Below are 19,363 nucleotides of genomic sequence, written 5' to 3'. Positions count from 1 at the left end.
TTACCGGTAACATGATCTAACACAGCTAGTGGCACAATTTTCAACTTTTAAGCTCCGCGTGGATTCACCCGCGGAGCTTTTTTTATTACACTGCCGGAAGTGATTTTGCCCCTGAGCTCCGGACAGCAAGCGTTTCAGCGTTGTTAACAACTGCCAGCGACTTTGTAAACTCCCGAGCCCGGACAGATAAATGAGAGGAGCTTTTATGAATCCGACATTGTTACGCGTAACACAGCGCATTATTGAGCGCTCGAAAGAGACCCGTTCGGCCTACCTCGCCCGGATTGAGCAGGCAAAGAGCAACACCGTCCACCGATCTCAGCTGGCCTGCGGTAACCTGGCGCACGGCTTCGCCGCCTGCCAGCCTGACGATAAAGCGTCGCTGAAAAGCATGTTGCGTAACAATATCGCCATCATTACCGCTTATAACGATATGCTCTCCGCGCACCAGCCCTATGAGGTTTACCCGGATATCATCCGTAAAGCGCTGCACAGCGTGAATGCGGTGGGCCAGGTCGCGGGTGGGGTACCCGCCATGTGCGACGGCGTAACGCAGGGTCAGGACGGTATGGAGCTCTCCCTGCTGAGCCGCGAAGTGATTGCCATGTCCGCGGCGGTGGGTCTTTCACACAACATGTTTGATGGCGCGCTCTATCTCGGCGTGTGCGACAAGATTGTCCCGGGTCTGGTGATGGCGGCGCTGTCGTTTGGGCATCTGCCTGCTATCTTCGTGCCGTCCGGTCCAATGGCAAGCGGCCTGCCGAACAAAGAAAAAGTGCGTATCCGCCAGCTGTACGCGGAAGGGAAAGCAGACCGTCAGGCGCTGCTGGAGGCGGAAGCCGCGTCCTATCATGCGCCGGGGACCTGTACGTTCTACGGTACGGCTAACACTAACCAGATGGTGGTGGAGTTTATGGGGATGCAGCTTCCGGGCTCGTCCTTTATCCAGCCGGATGCGCCGCTGCGCAAGGCGCTGACCGAGGCCGCGGCCCGTCAGGTTACGCGTCTGACCGGAAACGGCAACGAATGGATGCCGATGGGTAAAATGGTCGATGAAAAAGTCATCGTCAACGGGATTGTCGCGCTGCTGGCAACCGGGGGGTCAACCAACCACACCATGCACCTGGTGGCTATGGCGCGTGCGGCGGGCATTCTGATTAACTGGGATGACTTCTCCGAGATCTCTTCCGTGGTGCCGCTGATGGCACGCCTGTACCCGAATGGCCCGGCGGACATCAACCACTTCCAGGCCGCTGGCGGCGTACCGCTGCTGATGCGCGAGCTGCTGAAGGGCGGTCTGCTGCATGAAGACGTGAATACCGTGGCTGGCTTTGGCCTGCAGCGCTACACCCAGGAGCCGTGGCTGAACAACGGCGAGCTGGACTGGCGTGATGGGGCGAGCGCGTCTCTTGATGCGCAGGTTATTGCCACTATCGACAAACCGTTCTCTCCTCACGGTGGCACCAAAGTGCTGAGCGGTAACCTCGGTCGCGCGGTGATGAAAACCTCTGCCGTACCGGAAGAGAACCAGATTATCGAAGCGCCGGCGGTGGTGTTTGAAAGCCAGCACGATGTATTACCTGCCTTTGACGCCGGCCTGCTTGATAAAGACTGCGTGGTGGTGGTGCGTCACCAGGGGCCTAAAGCTAACGGGATGCCAGAATTACATAAACTTATGCCACCACTTGGTGTATTATTGGACCGCCGTTTCAAAATTGCGTTAGTAACCGATGGACGCCTCTCAGGGGCATCCGGTAAAGTGCCTTCAGCCATCCACGTGACGCCTGAAGCTTACGACGGCGGTTTACTGGCGAAAGTGCGTGACGGTGACACGATCCGGGTGAACGGTCAGACAGGTGAGTTAACCCTGCTGGTCGATGACGCCGAGCTGGCGGCACGTCAGCCCCATATTCCTGACCTGAGCGCATCGCGCGTGGGGACCGGACGCGAAATGTTCAGCGCGCTGCGTGAGAAACTCTCCGGTGCGGAGCAGGGCGCTACCTGTATTACGTTTTAAGACGACTTGATTTTAACGATCTGGCGAGAGAAAACTCTGATGAAAAACTGGAAAACAAGTGCAGAATCAATCCTGACCACTGGCCCTGTCGTGCCGGTTATCGTGGTAAACAAGCTGGAGCACGCTGTACCGATGGCGAAAGCGCTGGTTGCGGGTGGCGTTCGCGTTCTGGAAGTGACCCTGCGCACCGCCTGCGCGATGGATGCCATTCGCGCGATTGCCAAAGAAGTGCCGGACGCCATCATCGGTGCGGGTACCGTGACGAACGCAAAACAGCTGGCTGAAGTGACCGAAGCGGGCGCACAGTTTGCCATTAGCCCGGGGCTGACCGAGTCGCTGCTGAAAGCCGCGACCGAAGGCACTATTCCACTGATCCCGGGTATCAGCACCGTCTCCGAACTGATGCTGGGCATGGACTACGGTCTGAAAGAGTTTAAATTCTTCCCGGCTGAAGCGAACGGCGGCACCAAAGCGCTGCAGGCGATTGCGGGTCCATTCTCTCAGGTACGCTTCTGCCCGACGGGCGGCATCTCTCCTGCCAACTACCGTGACTACCTGGCACTGAAAAGCGTCCTGTGCATCGGTGGCTCATGGCTGGTTCCGGCGGATGCGCTGGAAGCGGGCGACTGGGATCGCATCACCAAACTGGCTCGCGAAGCGGTAGAAGGCGCGAAGCAGTAAGTCTCTCGTCGCATGAAAAACGGGCCTTTCGGCCCGTTTTTTTATCCCGTTACCTTAACGCTTGCTGCGGCCGCTTTGGCTCTCGCCACGGCGTCGTCAACGTTATCCCCGGTGGCTAACGCCACGCCAAGACGCCGGGTTCCATCAATCTCAGGCTTGCCGAACAAACGTACCTGCAACCCGGCACCCACCGCCCCGTCGACATTATCAAACGTGACGTTCTGGCTGGTTAACTGCGGCAGGATCACCGCCGAGGCGGCCGGGCCGTACTGACGGATACCCCCGACGGGCAGGCCGAGGAAGGCACGCACGTGCAGAGCGAATTCGGAGAGATCCTGCGAAATCAGCGTCACCATGCCGGTGTCATGCGGGCGAGGGGAGACTTCGCTGAAAATCACCTCGTCGCCGCACACAAACAGCTCCACGCCGAACAGGCCATAGCCGCCCAGCGCCAGGACGGTTTTACGGGCGATCTCCTGAGCACGTTCCAGCGCCAGGGCGCTCATCTGCTGCGGCTGCCAGGATTCGCGGTAATCGCCATCCTCCTGGCGGTGGCCAATCGGATCGCAGAAATGGACGCCGTCAACGGCGCTGACGGTCAGCAGGGTGATCTCGAAATCAAACTTCACGACGCCTTCGACGATGACGCGACCGGCGCCGGCGCGGCCGCCCTGCTGGGCGTACTCCCACGCCTTTTCCAGCGTGCTGCTGTCGCGAATAAAGCTCTGTCCTTTACCGGAGGAGCTCATCACCGGCTTAACGATGCACGGGTAGCCAATCTCGTCTACAGCCTGCAGGAATGCTGCCTTATCGCCAGCAAAACGATAGCTCGACGTGGGCAATCCCAGCTCTTCTGCCGCCAGGCGACGAATGCCTTCGCGGTTCATGGTCAGCTTTGCGGCTTTCGCGCAGGGCACCACGCGCTGGCCTTCCTGCTCAAGCGCGATCAGCGTATCGGTGGCAATGGCTTCAATTTCCGGCACGACAAAATCAGGTTTCTCGCGCGTAATCAGCTCGCGAAGGGCATCGCCCTCCAGCATGTTAATCACATAAGCACGATGGGCGACGTGCATGGCTGGGGCGTCGGCGTAACGGTCCACGGCAATCACTTCCACGCCTAAACGCTGGCACTCAATGGCGACTTCTTTCCCCAGCTCGCCCGATCCCAACAGCATCACTCGCGTCGCCGCAGGTCGCAGCGCGGTTCCTAAACGAATCATAACAATCCCCCTGAAAAAGTTGCGGGCAGTATAAACGAAAACGTTTGCGTATGTCTTGTACACGGCCAGGTGAGGGGAGAAGAAATTTGCGCTTCTTTAGCCCGTCCAGACATTTCCTGACGCCCGCTCGCTTACGCTGTGGAACATATTCACCGTTAAGTGAGGGAAATCATGTCTGGCTGGCTAAATCAATTGCAATCCCTGTTAGGGCAGAAAACATCGTCTGGCGAGCGGGACCTGAGCAAACTGCTGGTACCCGGGGCGCTTGGCGGGCTGGCAGGCCTGCTGGTCGCGAATAAATCCTCGCGCAAGCTGCTGGCAAAGTACGGGACAGGCGCACTGCTGGCCGGTGGGGGCGCCATTGCGGGTACCGTCCTGTGGAACAAATACAAGGACAGGGTCAGGACCGCGCACAGCGATGAACCGCATTACGGCGAGCACACCTCGCCGCTGGATCTGCGTACCGAACGGCTAATCCTGGCGCTGGTCTTTGCCGCGAAAAGTGATGGACATATCGACGATAAGGAACGACTGGCGATCGAGCAGCAGCTGCGTGAAGCCGGCGTTGAAGAGAAGGGCAGAACGCTGGTGGCGCAGGCCATCGAACAGCCTCTGGAGCCGCAGCGTCTGGCGCAAAGCGTGAAAAATGAGGAAGAGGCGCTTGAACTCTATTTCCTCAGCTGTGCCGCCATCGATATCGATCACTTTATGGAGCGGAGCTACCTTAACGCCCTGGGCGATGCGTTAAAGATCCCACAAGACGTGCGCGAAGGCATTGAGCGGGATATCCGGGAACAAAAACAGGCGTTACAGGGATAGTTCTCGCCGTTGCGACCCTGTTTCGCTTGCATCATGCGTGGGTTTTGCCAACCTTATAGGGTGTAAAACGAAAAAGAATGATGACATGCCACCGAAAGCCCGACGTATACCTTATGCGATCACCACGCATGGCGATACGCGTATAGACAACTATTACTGGCTACGGGACGATTCGCGCTCCCGGCCAGAGGTGCTCGACTACCTGCACGAGGAAAACGACTATGGCCGCAAGGTCATGTCCAGCCAGCAGACGCTTCAGGACCAGCTGCTGAATGAAATGGTGCAGCGTATTCCGCAGCGCGATATCTCCGCGCCCTGGACCAAAAACGGCTATCGCTATCGCCATATTTACGAGCCCGGCAATGAGTATCCCATCTACCAGCGTCAGTCGGTGTTAAGCGCCGAATGGGACGAGTGGGATATTCTGCTGGATGCCAACCAGCGCGCTGCCCACAGCGAGTTTTATACCCTGGGTGGCATGTCCATTTCGCCTGACAATGCGGTGATGGCACTGGCGGAGGATTATCTCTCCCGCCGCCAGTACGGCCTGCGGTTTCGCAATCTGGAGACCGGCAACTGGTATCCGGAAATGCTGGAAAACGTCTCCCCGGATTTTGTCTGGGCGAATGATTCCGAGACGGTTTACTACGTCAAAAAGCACGCCTCGACGCTACTGCCTTATCAGGTATGGCGGCATACCGTGGGAACGGACTCCGCTGACGACGAGCTGGTTTATGAAGAGAAAGACGAAACGTTTTATGTCAGCCTGCATAAAACCTCCTCGCGCCACTATGTGATTATCTTCCTTGCCAGCGCGACGACGTCGGAAGTTCTGCTGCTGGATGCCGAACTGCCTGACGCCCAGCCGCTCTGTTTTCTGCCGCGCCGCAAGGATCACGAGTACAGCCTGGATCATTTCCAGCACAGCTTTTATTTGCGCTCCAATCGTGAGGGCAAAAACTTTGGTCTCTATAAAACCAAAGTGCGCGATGAGCGCAAGTGGGAGGTGCTTATTCCCGCGCGGGATCAGGTGATGCTGGAAGGGTTCACCCTGTTTACCGACTGGCTGGTGGTGGAGGAGCGTCAGCGCGGGCTGACCAGTATCCGGCAAATCAATCGCAAAACGCGTGAAGTGGTGGGGATTGCGTTCGACGACCCGGCCTATGTGACGTGGATTGGATTCAATCCCGAACCCGAATCATCGCGGCTGCGCTACGGCTACTCATCCATGACCACACCGGACACCCTGTTTGAGCTGGACATGGATACCGGGCAGCGCCAGGTGATTAAACAGACCGAGGTAAAAGGTTTTGAGTCTGAAAACTACCGCAGCGAGCACCTCTGGGTCACCGCCCGGGATGGCGTTGAGGTCCCCGTCTCGCTCGTCTATCACCAAGCCCATTTCCAGAAAGGCAAAAACCCGATCCTGGTTTACGGCTACGGTTCGTATGGCTCAAGCATGGACGCCGATTTCAGCAGCAGCCGATTAAGCCTGCTCGATCGCGGTTTTGTTTTCGCCATAGCCCATATTCGCGGCGGCGGTGAGCTGGGCCAACACTGGTATGAAGACGGGAAATTCCTGAAAAAGAAAAACACCTTCAATGATTATCTCGACGTCTGCGATGCGCTAATTGAGCAGGGCTATGGCGATCCGCAACTCTGCTTTGGCATGGGAGGCAGCGCGGGCGGCATGCTGATGGGGGCGGTTATCAACCAGCGTCCCGATCGCTTTAAGGGGATTGTCGCGCAGGTACCGTTTGTCGATGTGGTCACGACCATGCTCGATGAATCTATCCCTCTTACCACCGGGGAGTTTGAGGAGTGGGGAAATCCGCAGGATGAGATGTACTACCGCTATATGAAAGAGTACAGCCCGTACGATAACGTGGAGGCGAAAGCCTACCCGCACATGCTGGTCACCACCGGTTTGCATGATTCTCAGGTGCAGTACTGGGAGCCGGCAAAATGGGTGGCAAAGCTGCGGGAGCTGAAAACCGATGGCAATCTGCTGCTGCTGTGTACCGATATGGACTCCGGACACGGCGGGAAATCGGGACGATTTAAATCGTACGAAGGGGTTGCCCTGGAATATGCCTTCCTGATTGGCCTGGCGCAGGACACGCTGCCAGGTCGTGCGGAGGGTTAAGCGTCGCCCAGATAATGTTTCAGCGTTAAGCGCAGTTCCGGACTCATTCTGTCGAGGTTGTTATACAGCCAGCGCAAATAGCCCGGGTCTTTATCCGCTACCTCGGACACCGGCTTCCCGCGATATTTACCAAAGGTAAATGTGGTCAGTAACGCGGGGCGTCCGGTGATCGTCGCCATATCATCCGGTGTCCAGCCTGAGATATTCATAATATCAATCAGCAACGCGGCGGTGATATAGCAGTCATACAGGGCGCGGTGATGGTGAAGCCCCTCAGGGGTACGAACGCTGAGCTTGCGGGACTTGTACAGCGCCATATTGCTGTATTTGATGCCCGGCCAGAGACGACGCGCCAGCTTCATTGTGCAAATCCATTCGCCCGGCATTTCAGGTAGCACCCGGCGGTCAAAGCTGGCGTTATGCGCGACGTACCACGGGCTACCGTAGTAGTGCGGAATGATCTCTTCAATCCAGGGCTTATCCGCCACCATCGATTCTGTAATGCGATGGATAGCCATCGCCTGGGGGCTGATGGGGCGATCGGGACGCACCAGATGGCTCATTGGGTTGACGATTTTACCATCAACCACGTCGACAGAGGCCACTTCCACTATTCCGCCCTGAAGATCGCAAGTTTCGGTATCGATGACGCGCAGCATTGAAAACTCCTGAGCTTAAAACGCCTAGCCTAAAGGAATGATATCGCCTTGCCAACCCTCTCCGCCGAGCGTGCCGGTCACCAGAAGCTCGCCCTCATCCGCGCGGACGATCAGCTGGCCTTTATCATCCCACAGCGCGCTGCCGCCGCAGGCGTTCGCCATTAGCACCGCAATAGCATATTTATGCGCGAAGCGCTGCAGGTTACTGATGGACTGCCGCCAGCGATTATCCCCCACCGACTGGCAGCTGGTAACAAGCGTTGCTCTGGGATCGAGATTGGGAGAATCGGGATGTGCATCAATGATGCTAAGGTGCTTGTCCCCCGGCACCAGGCTCGCTCCGCGCCCTTGCGGATAGCGCAAAATGCGATGGCGGGCAGGCGAAAACAGCACAAGACCTTTCTGTCTCTGCCCATCCTGATCCAGGGGGAGTCCCGCAATAACGGTAATCTGGTAAAAATGTGCCGCGTTAAGCAGCGGCTCCAGCTGCGCGTCATCGGGTGGGGGAGGTAGCGTCGGCGCGCCAGAGCCCGTTAAGGAGAGTTCAGGGAAGACCAGCAGATCGCACCCCTGCCGTGCGGCTTCGGCGATGAAGCGCAGGTGGTGCGTAACATGGTCATTCACACTCTGATGCAGCCCGCCATACTGGGCTGCCGCTATGTTCCAATGTGACATCGTGACTTCCTTATACACTGAGTCGCAGGGATATAAGAATACACCTAAATTTATCAGGGTTTTCTTATCCTGCCAGATTCCGCGTAAGGAAGTGTAACGACTCGTTAAGCTTATTTAACTTTAGGTTCGTACGGTAAACGGGAGAGGTTAACCGAGGCGAGACGGTGGGCGATTAATCTTTCGCGAAACCAGTCGCGCAGATGGGCGGGTTGTTCCCGTTCAACGACTTCAGCCACGACAGGCATGTTGTAACGCTCTTTGAACGCGACGCCAGCGGCAGCGAGATCGACATTCACTTTATCCATCTCGTCCTGCGGAAGGGCGGCCAGATTGATCTTCATTACCTTCTCCTTTTTCTGCGGCGGCAACGTTACCGCGATTGCACGACGATGACAAGCGGAGGCAGGATGATCCTCGACTCGTTTATTATACAGCGTTATTCTTTAGCATACAGACATAACAAAAAGGAATGATTGCGATGGGTTTCTCCGCCTCCCGCGCGGTATGCGCACTGGTTTTTGTGGCCTCGACAATGATGGCGCCCTCCGCGCTGGCACATGCACATCTTAAACAGCAGAGCCCGGCAGCAGACAGCGTGGTGAGCGCTCCGCAGGCACTTACGCTGAATTTTTCAGAAGGCATCGAACCGGGGTTTAGCGGTGTGGTGGTAACGGATGCGCAAAAGCAGGTCATCAAAACGGGAACCGCCACGCGCGACGAAAAGAACAAGGCGCAACTCACCGTTCCGCTGGAACAAACGCTGACGTCAGGAACGTACCAGGTAGACTGGCATGTCGTCTCCGTAGACGGCCATAAAACCAAAGGCAGCTATCACTTTAGCGTGAAATAGCATGCTGGCGCTGTGTTATATCGGGTTGCGCTTTATCCATTTCGGGGCGCTGATGCTTGTTTTTGGCAACGCGCTTTACAGCGTCTGGTTTGCGCCTTCCTCTCTCCACCGCCTGATGTCCCGGCGATTTCAGCTGCAGCAGAAAGTGGCGGCCTTAATGAGCCTGGCGGCAGCGCTCCTGATGTTTATGCTTCAGGGCGGACTGATGGGTAACGGCTGGGGAGATGTGTTTGCCCCGCAGGTCTGGTACGGCGTAATGAGGACGCAGTTTGGCGGCGTCTGGCTGTGGCAAATCATACTCGCTGCGACCACGGTCGGCGCAGCATGGCTCGCACCGCTGAAAGGTTCGCGGCTGCTGTTGCTTACGATGGGCCAGCTTATCCTGCTGGCTGGGGTAGGGCACGCGGCAATGAACGACGGTCCGATGGGGGCGTTGCAGCGTCTTAATTATGCTTTTCACATGATCTGCGCCGCAACCTGGCTTGGCGGATTACTGCCTCTGCTGTTCTGCATGCGTCTGGCCAAAGGACGCTGGCAGAATGCCGCCATTTATACCATGATGCGCTTTTCGCGCGTGGGCCATTACGCCGTCGCGGGCGTGCTGCTCAGCGGAGCGATCAATGCGCTCATGATACTGGGTGTCCATATTCCCTGGCAGGCTGGTTACGTACAGTTTTTGTTGTTCAAATGTGCGCTGGTGGCGTTGATGGTGGTAATTGCGCTGGCAAATCGGTATTTTCTGGTGCCACGGTTTCGTCCGGAGAGCGGGCGAGCACAACAGATTTTTATCAGGATGACGCAGGCAGAAGTGGTGCTGGGAGCGCTGGTGCTGGCAACGGTCAGTCTGTTCGCCACCTGGGAACCCTTCTGATAAGGTTAAATATCATATGAAAAAGACAGTACTTTCTCTCATCTTGCTGGCCTGTACGGGGAGCGCGCTTGCCGCACCGCAGGTTATCACCGTCAGCCGTTTTGAAGTGGGTAAGGACAAATGGGCTTTCAATCGCGAAGAAGTGATGCTGACCTGCCGTCCGGGCCATGCGCTGTATGCGATCAACCCGAGCACGCTGGTGCAATATCCGCTGAATGATATCGCAGAGCAGCAGGTAGCCAGCGGTAAAAGCAGCGGCCAGCCGATTAGCATTATTCAGATCGATGACCCGTCGCATCCGGGACAAAAAATGAGTCTGGCACCGTTTATCGAGCGCGCCGACAAGCTCTGCTAACGTTCGGGTTTCCAATAAAAAACCGCAGATGCTTGCGAAAGCACTGCGGTTTTTCACATTTAATGATGCTCTGGCGCTTTTTTTCCGACCGCTTTAGCTGTGGACTGGAAAACCTGGCGTCGTCATCTATTCTTAAAAGGCAAGGCGACTTAGCCTGCATTAATGCCAACTTTTAGCGCACGGCTCTCTCCCAAGAGCCATTTCCCTGGACCGAATACAGGAATCGTATTCGGTCTCTTTTTATCTGTATGTTTTTCAAAGCATTTTTCGGTACTGACTCGACATCACCCGAAACTTTCTCGAACTTTCCATATCCTCTCTAAACCATAACATACTCAGGACCGCGTGCGTCCAGGGTTTTTTGGGATCTTTGTTAAAATTTTGTGGCCGAGCGACCGCTGAGCAAACGCCTTCTGACGTTCGAAAGGGCAACCCTTAAGTTAAATAATGAACGCGCTGAATTTGTCTTTGTGTTGGACAATGTACTCAGGGAAGTTTTCAACCGTTAGCTCTTGCCTGATTAACGTCCTGTCCCGCCCCCAGATATCTTCCGCGTTTTTAATGACCTTCATGATGTGTTCCGGGTTGTTAAACTCAGGGAGATCGTATTCAGTATGGGAAATGGTCGACATTTTTTCTGAGATGCGCTCGGGTGTCATCACCCATGAGAAATGCCACCCACCATTTTCAATGATGCGGTTGTTAATCTTGAACCAGTTCCACTTTAGCCAGGACCAGTTTTTAACACTTCGGGTGCGTTTAAGATTCCTGAATGATTCAGGTTCACCGCCAAAGAAGTTAACGAGATTTTTATACTGGGTGGCTCTCGGTAATTTACATTTTCTTGGCGTGTTATCTGTATTAAAAACCTGCAGGTTAAACTGATAATTATAAAAATTCTGATAAATAGTAGTGCAGAGCTTTTTGGGGTTTATCGATGCTACTACCTGAGGTGAAAATATCTCGTCCACATCGGAAACTAAAATCAAATCATCATCGCTGGCATGGGACAAACCCTGCATGATGGCATTCCTCTGCGCGGCTTCATTTGCCCACGCATCCACTACCATTCCCTCTGGCAAACCCGGGATCACCTCTCGGGCCGGATGTGATTCTTCAGCGGCTTTCGTAATCGGTTCTTTATCATGCACAACGTAGATAATTTTATCTTTAAACTGACGGTATTTATTAATGTCAAAATGCAGCTGCCTCTTTTTACCGGTAAAGGTATGCGTTGACTCAACGATAACGAAGCGATCGACAACGTCCGCTAGCGTGTTCAGCCTGATTTCGAGAAGCATATCTTCGTCGTAATATAAGAAGCAGTCATAGATCATTACCGAAGTCCCTCATTTTTGCGCCCACATTGCGCTTTTCCCAACGCATTCGCCGGTATCATTTCGCGCAATGCTAACTGAGCGCACTCGCCCTGCGCAATAGTACACTGCTTTATTATTCATCCTATAAATAGATTGCATCCATTATGCAGTGAGCGAAGACGCCAGCCAGGCTAAAAGTGGGACTTAACGGATACCTCTATTTCATCAAGCAGCTCAAAGCGGCGGCGGTATTCGGCACGTTTTTTACTGGCGATCTCTTCAAGCGATTTACGCTCCATCTGTAGCGGCAGCTGCCAGCAGAAGGCCGAGAGCTTTTTACCGTCCAGCGATGCCCAAAATTCATCGTAGCTGGCATGGAAATGGCGACCTTTGCTCAGGCGATACCGCAACGCGCGGAAAACGTGACCCTCATCGCTGACGGCAAAAATCGCCCGGACGGATGACTGCGCAGCCAGCTGGAAGAGGACTTCCATCAACACCCGTTTGGGGAAAAGACCATGACAGGCGCGGGTGGCCTGTTTAATGACGTCTCGCGATACGCAGCGGCGGGGTCCCTGAAGCCCGCCAATCACCATGACTTGCTGACCATTGCTGCGCGCGACGCTAAAGGTCAGGCTGGCCAGCAGCGTGTCCTCGTTGTCGCGTAGCCACAGCGTGCTTTCGCCTTCGCGCTCGGCTTTCCCCGCAGAGGAAGCATTGACCGTATAGGTTACACCGTCTTTTGCATGGAACTGCGCAACGGCTTGTTCCTGCGGGCTGGTCAGGGCCTGGGCGAGACCGCTCTCTTTCAGGCTGTCAATCCAGTAATAATGGCTAACGATAGCGTCGGCGCGATCGTTAGCTGTCAGGCCGCGCATCAGGTACTGCCGGTGGGTCTTGCTCGGCAATGTAATTTGAGAGGCCAGCAGCCTGTCAAAATCGTCGCGACCCGAAAGGGCTTCCAGCATGCGATGTGTAGAAGACCAGAACACCAGCGAACGTAACAGGAACTTCAGGCGATATTCGCGTTTGCGCCAGATCGGCCCCGGAACGCGTTTGCCGTTCACCAGCTCGGAAATAATATTTGTGCGATGCGGATAGAAAACATCGTTATGCAGGTGCGTATTAGACACGTGAAGACCCCTCTTTTTTTTCTGCCCTTATTCTAAAGAGCCAGGAAAAGGGGATTAATAGCGCGAGGATCTTTATTTCTGTTTGGTTTACCGTTTGTTTGATTTCGTGATGACCACGCCTGTCCGTCGACTTTTCTGCGGCAGCTATACTGTTTAAAGGAGGTGCTATGTATCAGCGAATTGAAGGTGGAATGTGGCGTCACGTCTGGGTTGTCAGCGATATACACGGTTGCTACCAGTGGCTTATGGATGAACTTAAACGCCGTCATTTTAATCCGTATGAGGATTTACTTATTTCTGTCGGGGATATGATCGATCGTGGCCCTGATAGCGTTAAATGCCTGCAGTTAATTAATGAAAAATGGTTTCGTGCCGTGCGGGGAAACCATGAGCAAATGGCGCTCGACGGTCTGGATAATAACGATTTTTCTCTCTGGATGATGAATGGCGGAATGTGGTTTTCGCATCTTGAACGCGATCGGCAACAGCTTGCACTGTCGTTGCTTGACGCCTGTCGCGACTTACCGCATATCATCGAGATAACCTGTGCGAACGGTCTTAATGTGATTGCCCATGCTGATTATCCGGCCGCGGAATACCGCTGGCAAAAACCTGTCAGTGACCAGCGCGTCTTATGGAACCGCGATCGGTTGATGGGGTTTATGGTGGGTAAAGGAGAGGGCATCAGCGGCGCGGATCATTTCTGGTTCGGACATACGCCCGTCGACAGAAGGTATGATTTTGACAATCTCCACTACATTGATACGGGTGCCGTATTTGACGGTTACTTTACGCTGGCTCAGCTGCAGTAATAAATAACCCGCCTTCGGGCGGGTTCTCTTTAGGTCAGGCAAGACGCATGACCCAGGCATCGGTTTTACTATCGTAATGCTCACGGTAAAGGACTGAATGTTCGCCATCAAGTATTGCCGGGACGCTGGTGTCTGCATCCCATGCATCAAGCTGCATGCACAAATCCGGGTCGGATTTGCAGGGAATACTTAACGTTCGATCGCCTTGTGCTTCGCCGCGCAGCTCTGCGTCGTCGATCTCAAAAGCGCCAATACGCACGCTGGTTTTCGTCATAGTGCTCTCCGGGTCGGTTGTCAAAAATCTGGTATGACCAGTGTGGCCACCCATTTTTGATCGTAGACAAAGAGAGCAAAATCGCCAGTAAAAAAATGCGCTTTTTATCAATCCGTGCGATCGTTACCGGTAAACAGCCGACCGTCCCGAACCAGCTCGCGTGGATAGCTGTTTTTCAGCCTTGAGCCGACCTTTTTTGCCAGGCCCAGCGGGTATCCCTGATACGTTACAATCACTTCATCGCCTGATGGCGTGCTCTCCGGATAGACATCGCGACCACGGTACCACTCTTCGGCTTCCTGATGCGTCAGGGCAAAGGTATTGTCGCGTCCGGCAAGGGCGATTACGGCCTCATGCTGCCAGCGATACCCTTTATTATGCACTTCCGCCAGGCGGATCCCGATTCGGGAAAAACGGACCTTTCCGATGAGCGGCTCGATCTGTGCCGGGAACAGCCATATCTCTTTATCACGCATCCAGGGGCGCAGGCTCTCATCCCAGACCAGTCCCGCTTTTTTAGCGGCGGCTTCAAGCTGTGCGGTTTCTCGACCTTTAAGGGGGGAAAACGGGAAGTTACCGACCTTGAATTTAGGTGCGGGCAGGGGAGCCACCACCTGCGTTTTACGCAGACGCGCCACAAAGAACCCTTCGCAGTCGTAAATCTGCGGGAAAACATGGAGGAACCCCTCCGGGGTGACAGCCTCCTGTGCTGAGGCGAACAGATCGTCGAGCGGCAGAAACTCGACCGCATCCGGATATTGCGCTTGCAGCCACAGGCAGACATCTTCGTTCTCATCGCGGTTTAAGGTGCACGTCGAATAAACCAGCGTGCCGCCGGGGCGCAGGGCATGGAATGCGCTGTCGATCAGCTCTCGCTGCGTGGCCGCGATCTCAAGGTTGCTCTCAACTGACCAGTTTTTTAACGCATCGGGATCTTTACGCACCACCCCTTCGCCTGAGCAGGGGGCGTCCAGCAGAATGGCGTCGAAGACTTCCGGCAGGGCGGCGCCAAACACGCGTCCGTCGAAATGCGTCAGGGCAACATTATGAATACCGCAGCGGCTGATGTTGGCATGCAACACCTTCACGCGGCTGGCGGAAAACTCGTTGGCGAGGATCGCCCCTTGATTACCCATACGGGCGGCAATTTGGGTGGTTTTTGAGCCGGGCGCGGCGGCAACATCCATTACGCGCTCTGGCGAATTGCCATCGGCAAACAGGGCGGCAACCGGCAGCATCGAGCTGGCTTCCTGAATATAGAACAGACCGCTCAGATGTTCAGCGGTACTGCCCAGCGGCAGTGAAGCTTCGTCATCGCGTTCTATCCAGAACCCCTCAGCGCACCACGGTACCGGCGTAAGCTGCCAGCCGTACGGAGCGACCAGCGCCAGAAAATCATCGACGCTGATTTTCAGCGTGTTGACGCGAATACTCCGGCGTAACGGACGCTGGCAGGCGGCGATAAAATCGTCTAACGACAGGTGAGAAGGAAGCGCCTCGCGCATCTGCGCCAGGAATTGTTCGGGAAGAAATACGGAGTTTTGAGCCACGGGCACACCACAGGGAAAAATTCAGGTGCGCAGTGTAGCATAAAGGCTCCGGTGCGTTGACACCGGAGCCTGTCAGATTAACGCGGCAGGGCGGTTCCCCATTCGCGCCACTCTTTTGGTTCGCTCTCGAGCAGCAGGAAGTGTTTACCCGGCTGCGCTTTTGGCGCCAGCGGCGTTCCCGGCGGCGTGGCAAACGCGATACCGCCGCGAATGAACTGGTTGAAGGTGCCGGTTTTCACCACGCCTCCCGTCAGGCCAAAGTCCAGCGAATAGCCGGATGCCAGCCAGAATACCGAGTTATTTCGAACCAGGTGCTGGTAACGTTCGCTAATACGTAATGCCACCATCACGCGGTCGGAGAGCGTACCGAGCGTCAGGCCCGTGACCGTACCCACTTCAATACCGCGGAATAGTACCGGAGTGCCGATGTTCAGCGAGCCCGCTTCCGGCACTTCCACCACGATGCTCAGGCCGCCAAGGTAGCGCGAGTCGGTGATCGTGGCTTCCTGCAGCTCGAAATCACGGCGGGCATTGCCCTGGCCTGGCTCAACGTTGATGTACGGCTGCAAAATGGTGTCGAGGTGCTCAACGCCAGCGGCCGAGATCTGCGGCGTGACCACCGAGAAGCGCGAGCCGGTGCGGGCGAAGGTCTGCACATATTCCGGGTAGAGCACGGCAGTGGCCTGCACCTCGTTGCGCGAGGTGATCAGCGTCAGCTTCTGGATCTGCCCGATATCAATGCCCAGATAGCGGATTGGCATGCCTTCCGCAAGCTTGCCGGCATCAAAGGCGTGCAGGGTAATCTGCCCACCCACCGCGCGGGCGGCGGTCTCGGATGGGAAGAGAATACGCTTATCGCCTTTACGCAGATTCGCGCCCGCACCGCTGAGGTTATCGAAGCTAATCGCCCCCCGCAGCGCGCGTGACAGCGGAGAGGCCTGTACGGTTAGCCCGTTACCGTTAAGCTGAACTTTCGCGCCGCCTTCGGCCCAGAAGACGCTGTTTGGCGTCAGCAGCTTGCGGTACTCCGGCTTGATATGCAGTTCGATATCGAACGCGTCCGCACGGGGTCGAACGGTGATCACTTCCCCGACTTCAAACTTGCGATACAGCACCACGGAACCCGCCTGTACGTCCGGCAGCGTCTCGGCGCTTAAGGTCAGCGTGGTGGTAGGAAGATCGCTCAGGCTGTTTTCAACCGCTTTCTCCAGGTTGGCATACAGCGGATAGCTGTCGCGCACGGGGCCTTTATTCCCCGGCAAAATGCGGATACCGCCGTTAACCCATTCGCTGGCGCTGGCGCCGAGGAACTCCACGCCGTCCAGACCCACCTTCACGTCGACGCGACTGTTCACCACGAATTTGCTATCGCCATGCACCAGGTCGCTGTATTGCGGATCGATGGCGACCGAGAAAGTCACGCCATTCGCGGAGAGCTTACGCTCCAGCACCTGACCAACCTGCACGCCGTGTAAAATTAACGGCTGTCCGGCTTCGATACCGTAACTTTCTGGCGCATTCAGCGTGACCGTCACTACGCCCGGCTTTTGCAGCAGGGCTTTATCAGCCGGCGCAATCACGAAGCTATTGCGGGGTTCACCTTCGCCAGGGATGAGCTCAAACGTATTGCCGGTCAACAGCGTGCTGAGGCTGGCATCGTTCAGAGAGAGCTTTGGACTGCGCATTTCGATGCGCGTTTTCTCGCGCAGGAGATCGACCACGCTCGGGTCGACCGTCATTTCGCCGGTGACCGAGCCGCCCGGGTTGAGCGTCATTTTGGTGAGCTGACCAACCTGCAATCCCTGATACATCAGCGGTGTTGAACCCGCTTTTAGCCCTTTAGCATCGGGCAGGGCGAGTTTGACGATCACGCCGCGCTGGCTGTGCGCCAGGTCAGCGTACAATCCAAATGAATCATCAGCGGTGGCAGGGCTTGAGTTTTCCGGGGAGTCAAAGGCAATGGCACCATTAACCAGCGCGGCCAGACTCTCCAGCTTCACTTTCGCACCGCTCAGGCTGAGGTCCGCGTCCACCCCGGACACGTTCCAGAAGCGGCTGCCTTTTTTCACCAGATTGGTGAAGCGACGCTCGATCAGCACGTCAATGGTGACGCCCTGTTTATTTGGGTTGATCGCGTAATCGTACACACGGCCAACCGGGATTTTGCGGAAATAGACCAGTGAGCCACTGTTCAGAGAACCGAGATCCGGCGCCTGCAGATGGATCATTAAATCGCCGTTATTGAGGCGGTACTTCGGCTGTGTATCCAGGGCAACAAAGTGATCCTGCGGCTCTCCTTTACCCGGCATCATGCCAATATAGTTACCGCCCACGAGCGCATCCAGCCCGGACACACCGGCCAGAGAGGCTTTTGGCGTCACCAGCCAGAACTGCGTTTCACTGCGCAGGGCATCCTGCATGTCAGATTTAATACTGACCCGCACCTGAATCTTGTTCAGCCCTTTTCCAAGAGAGATGTCCTGAACCGTACCCACTTCAACCCCCTGGAAGCGAACGGGCGTTCGCCCGGCGACGATGCCGTCGGCGGTCTGGAAATCAATGGTGACGGTGCTACCGCGATCTTCATAGCTCGTCCAGATAAGCCAGCCTGCAATCATCAGGGCGATGACGGGCAGCAACCAGAATGGCGAAATGCGGCGTTTTGTTTTAATTCTCGCTTCAGTCGGCGAAGCGGGGGTTTCCTGACTCATGTGCATCCCAAAGTAAGCGGCTATCCAGCCATTCCACAGCAAGAATAGTCAATATCACCGCAGAGCCGAAATAAAAAGCCGCGGGTCCCATTGTAAAAGCAAGTAACTGGTCGCGATTGATGAGAGACATCATCAGCGAAATTACGAACAAATCTAACATTGACCAGCGGCCAATCCAGGTGACGAATCGCAGAAGCAGAATGCGGGTTCGTAAGCCTTGTTCACACTTTAAGTGAATGCTGATGAGCAGGGTAATCATCACCACCACTTTGGTAAAGGGAACCAGAATACTGGCAATAAAAACGATCGCCGCCACCCCGACATTGCTGTGCGCAAGGGAGATAATCCCGGAGAGGATAGTATCCTCCTGACGTCCGCCATTCACGTAAATGATGGAAATAGGCAGCATATTGGCGGGGATCAGAAACACCAGGGAGGCGATCAGCGCCGCCCAGCATTTTTGCAGGCTGTTGTTTCGACGCAGCCTTAATGGAATGTGGCACCGCGGGCAGCGTCCGCGCGGGTCGGGTAACCCGGTATAGTGGCAACCCAGACAGACGCGCAGATTTTCATCGGGACGGGTGGCGGGGCGCTGCGGGTAAAATCGCTCCCAGAGCTGCTCAACGTTCAGGTGTATCAGCGTCAGGATGCTCAGCAATACCAGACAGATGAAGGCAAAGAGTCCGATGCCGGGCTGCAAAAAGGCATAGTCCTGTACCTTTATTGACGCAACGCCCACGCCGACCAGATAAATATCCAGCATCACCCACTCTTTGAGTTTATCCAGCATCAGCAGCACCGGGCGAAGGTTCATGCCGAGAATATTGCCAAACCAAAGATAGGCAATGGCGGCGACCAGCACCAGCGGCGCGCCAACGGTGCAGAACAGCACCATGGCGGCGGTGATGGGATCGCCCTGACGGGTCATCTGCCAGATACCCTGCAGCACGTTGGCGTCAATGCGCACGCCAAGCAGGTAGAGTTTCAGCAGCGGTTCGCTCCAGGCGAAGGGCATCAGCAGCAGCATGGTGACGGCCATGGCGGCGAGGCGGGTCAACGACCAGTCGCGACCATCGCGAATTTTAGCGTCGCAGCGAGGACAAAAGGCACTTTGGTGCGATTTCATCTTCGGCAACATAAAAAGCGTATCGCACTGGGGGCAACGCTGATAATGTGCACGAGGCAAAGCTTCGCTTACCGTATGGACAGTTATCTTTCTCGTCGGCGTAATTTTGGTTGTTTTTAAGGCCATCAGCTGCGCACAAATAAGT

General features: G+C 55.6%; 18 protein-coding genes. 8 read left to right on the top strand and 10 right to left on the bottom strand.

The annotated features are described in order from the left end of the window. Positions 1–205 precede the first annotated feature (205 nt). Both edd and kdgA read left to right on the top strand, forming a co-directional pair. Positions 206–2,017, top strand: coding sequence for a phosphogluconate dehydratase (gene edd / locus AB3N39_RS12565; protein ID WP_115875686.1), 1,812 nt, complete (start codon positions 206–208; stop codon positions 2,015–2,017). A 39-nt stretch (positions 2,018–2,056) separates the two neighbouring features. Beyond that, on the top strand, positions 2,057–2,698 hold the full coding sequence (gene kdgA, locus AB3N39_RS12560; protein WP_063409039.1) for a bifunctional 4-hydroxy-2-oxoglutarate aldolase/2-dehydro-3-deoxy-phosphogluconate aldolase: 642 nt from the start codon (positions 2,057–2,059) through the stop codon (positions 2,696–2,698). 41 nt (positions 2,699–2,739) lie between these two features. Here kdgA and purT read toward each other — a convergent pair whose 3' ends face one another. Beyond that, complete coding sequence (purT, locus tag AB3N39_RS12555) at positions 2,740–3,918, bottom strand: formate-dependent phosphoribosylglycinamide formyltransferase (RefSeq protein WP_367896768.1); 1,179 nt, start codon at positions 3,916–3,918, stop codon at positions 2,740–2,742. 171 nt (positions 3,919–4,089) lie between these two features. Between purT and AB3N39_RS12550 the strand changes: the two genes are divergently transcribed. Next, positions 4,090–4,737 carry a tellurite resistance TerB family protein gene (locus AB3N39_RS12550; RefSeq protein WP_111964812.1) on the top strand — a complete coding sequence of 216 codons (648 nt, stop codon included), beginning with the start codon at positions 4,090–4,092 and terminating at the stop codon, positions 4,735–4,737. 85 nt (positions 4,738–4,822) lie between these two features. After that, a complete protein-coding gene (gene ptrB, locus AB3N39_RS12545) occupies positions 4,823–6,883 on the top strand; it encodes an oligopeptidase B (protein WP_367896767.1) in 2,061 nt (686 codons plus the stop codon). Here ptrB and exoX read toward each other — a convergent pair. From exoX to AB3N39_RS12530, 3 genes are all read right to left on the bottom strand, one after another. Beyond that, on the bottom strand, positions 6,880–7,542 hold the full coding sequence (gene exoX / locus AB3N39_RS12540; RefSeq protein WP_010432611.1) for an exodeoxyribonuclease X: 663 nt from the start codon (positions 7,540–7,542) through the stop codon (positions 6,880–6,882). The genes ptrB and exoX overlap by 4 nt on opposite strands. Positions 7,543–7,566: 24 nt before the next feature. Then, positions 7,567–8,217: a nitrilase-related carbon-nitrogen hydrolase gene (locus AB3N39_RS12535; RefSeq protein WP_367896766.1), complete on the bottom strand. Its 651-nt coding sequence runs from the start codon at positions 8,215–8,217 to the stop codon at positions 7,567–7,569. A gap of 110 nt (positions 8,218–8,327) precedes the next feature. Further along, on the bottom strand, positions 8,328–8,558 hold the full coding sequence (locus tag AB3N39_RS12530; RefSeq protein WP_008500465.1) for a DNA polymerase III subunit theta: 231 nt from the start codon (positions 8,556–8,558) through the stop codon (positions 8,328–8,330). Positions 8,559–8,695: 137 nt separating this feature from the next. Between AB3N39_RS12530 and yobA the strand changes: the two genes are divergently transcribed. The 3 genes from yobA to AB3N39_RS12515 are packed head-to-tail and all read left to right on the top strand — an operon-like array spanning position 8,696 to position 10,293. Continuing rightward, positions 8,696–9,067 (top strand): CopC domain-containing protein YobA, encoded by a 372-nt coding sequence (gene yobA, locus AB3N39_RS12525; RefSeq protein ID WP_115875680.1) that lies wholly within the window; start codon positions 8,696–8,698, stop codon positions 9,065–9,067. A 1-nt stretch (position 9,068) separates the two neighbouring features. Then, a complete protein-coding gene (copD, locus tag AB3N39_RS12520; RefSeq protein WP_127731440.1) occupies positions 9,069–9,938 on the top strand; it encodes a copper homeostasis membrane protein CopD in 870 nt (289 codons plus the stop codon). A gap of 16 nt (positions 9,939–9,954) precedes the next feature. Further along, a complete protein-coding gene (locus AB3N39_RS12515; RefSeq protein ID WP_111964807.1) occupies positions 9,955–10,293 on the top strand; it encodes a YebY family protein in 339 nt (112 codons plus the stop codon). A gap of 440 nt (positions 10,294–10,733) precedes the next feature. On the opposite strand, the gene AB3N39_RS12510 is transcribed toward AB3N39_RS12515, so the two are convergent. Then, positions 10,734–11,630, bottom strand: a complete 897-nt coding sequence (locus AB3N39_RS12510; RefSeq protein ID WP_133294683.1) for a benzoate transporter — start codon at positions 11,628–11,630, stop codon at positions 10,734–10,736. A 173-nt stretch (positions 11,631–11,803) separates the two neighbouring features. Next, entirely contained in the window at positions 11,804–12,745 is a 942-nt protein-coding gene (locus tag AB3N39_RS12505) for a VirK/YbjX family protein (RefSeq protein WP_288461905.1), read from the bottom strand. A 167-nt stretch (positions 12,746–12,912) separates the two neighbouring features. Here AB3N39_RS12505 and pphA point away from each other — a divergent pair, with 167 nt between their 5' ends. Further along, positions 12,913–13,557 (top strand): protein-serine/threonine phosphatase, encoded by a 645-nt coding sequence (gene pphA, locus AB3N39_RS12500; RefSeq protein ID WP_111964804.1) that lies wholly within the window; start codon positions 12,913–12,915, stop codon positions 13,555–13,557. A 34-nt stretch (positions 13,558–13,591) separates the two neighbouring features. Here the strand turns inward: pphA and AB3N39_RS12495 are convergent, their stop codons facing one another. The 4 genes from AB3N39_RS12495 to yebS all read right to left on the bottom strand — a co-directional run bounded on the left by AB3N39_RS12495 (position 13,592) and on the right by yebS (position 19,344). Continuing rightward, complete coding sequence (locus AB3N39_RS12495) at positions 13,592–13,831, bottom strand: YebV family protein (protein ID WP_008500472.1); 240 nt, start codon at positions 13,829–13,831, stop codon at positions 13,592–13,594. Positions 13,832–13,938: 107 nt separating this feature from the next. Continuing rightward, complete coding sequence (gene rsmF, locus AB3N39_RS12490; RefSeq protein WP_205734053.1) at positions 13,939–15,387, bottom strand: 16S rRNA (cytosine(1407)-C(5))-methyltransferase RsmF; 1,449 nt, start codon at positions 15,385–15,387, stop codon at positions 13,939–13,941. Positions 15,388–15,458: 71 nt separating this feature from the next. After that, positions 15,459–18,092 carry a PqiB family protein gene (locus AB3N39_RS12485; RefSeq protein WP_168708035.1) on the bottom strand — a complete coding sequence of 878 codons (2,634 nt, stop codon included), beginning with the start codon at positions 18,090–18,092 and terminating at the stop codon, positions 15,459–15,461. After that, complete coding sequence (yebS, locus tag AB3N39_RS12480) at positions 18,061–19,344, bottom strand: membrane integrity lipid transport subunit YebS (protein WP_045908227.1); 1,284 nt, start codon at positions 19,342–19,344, stop codon at positions 18,061–18,063. Before yebS ends, AB3N39_RS12485 begins: the two co-directional genes overlap by 32 nt. Positions 19,345–19,363: the final 19 nt, after the last annotated feature.

Source organism: Enterobacter vonholyi, assembly GCF_040834095.1.
Lineage (GTDB): Bacteria > Pseudomonadota > Gammaproteobacteria > Enterobacterales > Enterobacteriaceae > Enterobacter > Enterobacter vonholyi.
The sequence above is the reverse complement of the archived record's forward strand: the minus strand, read 5'-3'. Positions and strand labels throughout refer to the sequence as shown.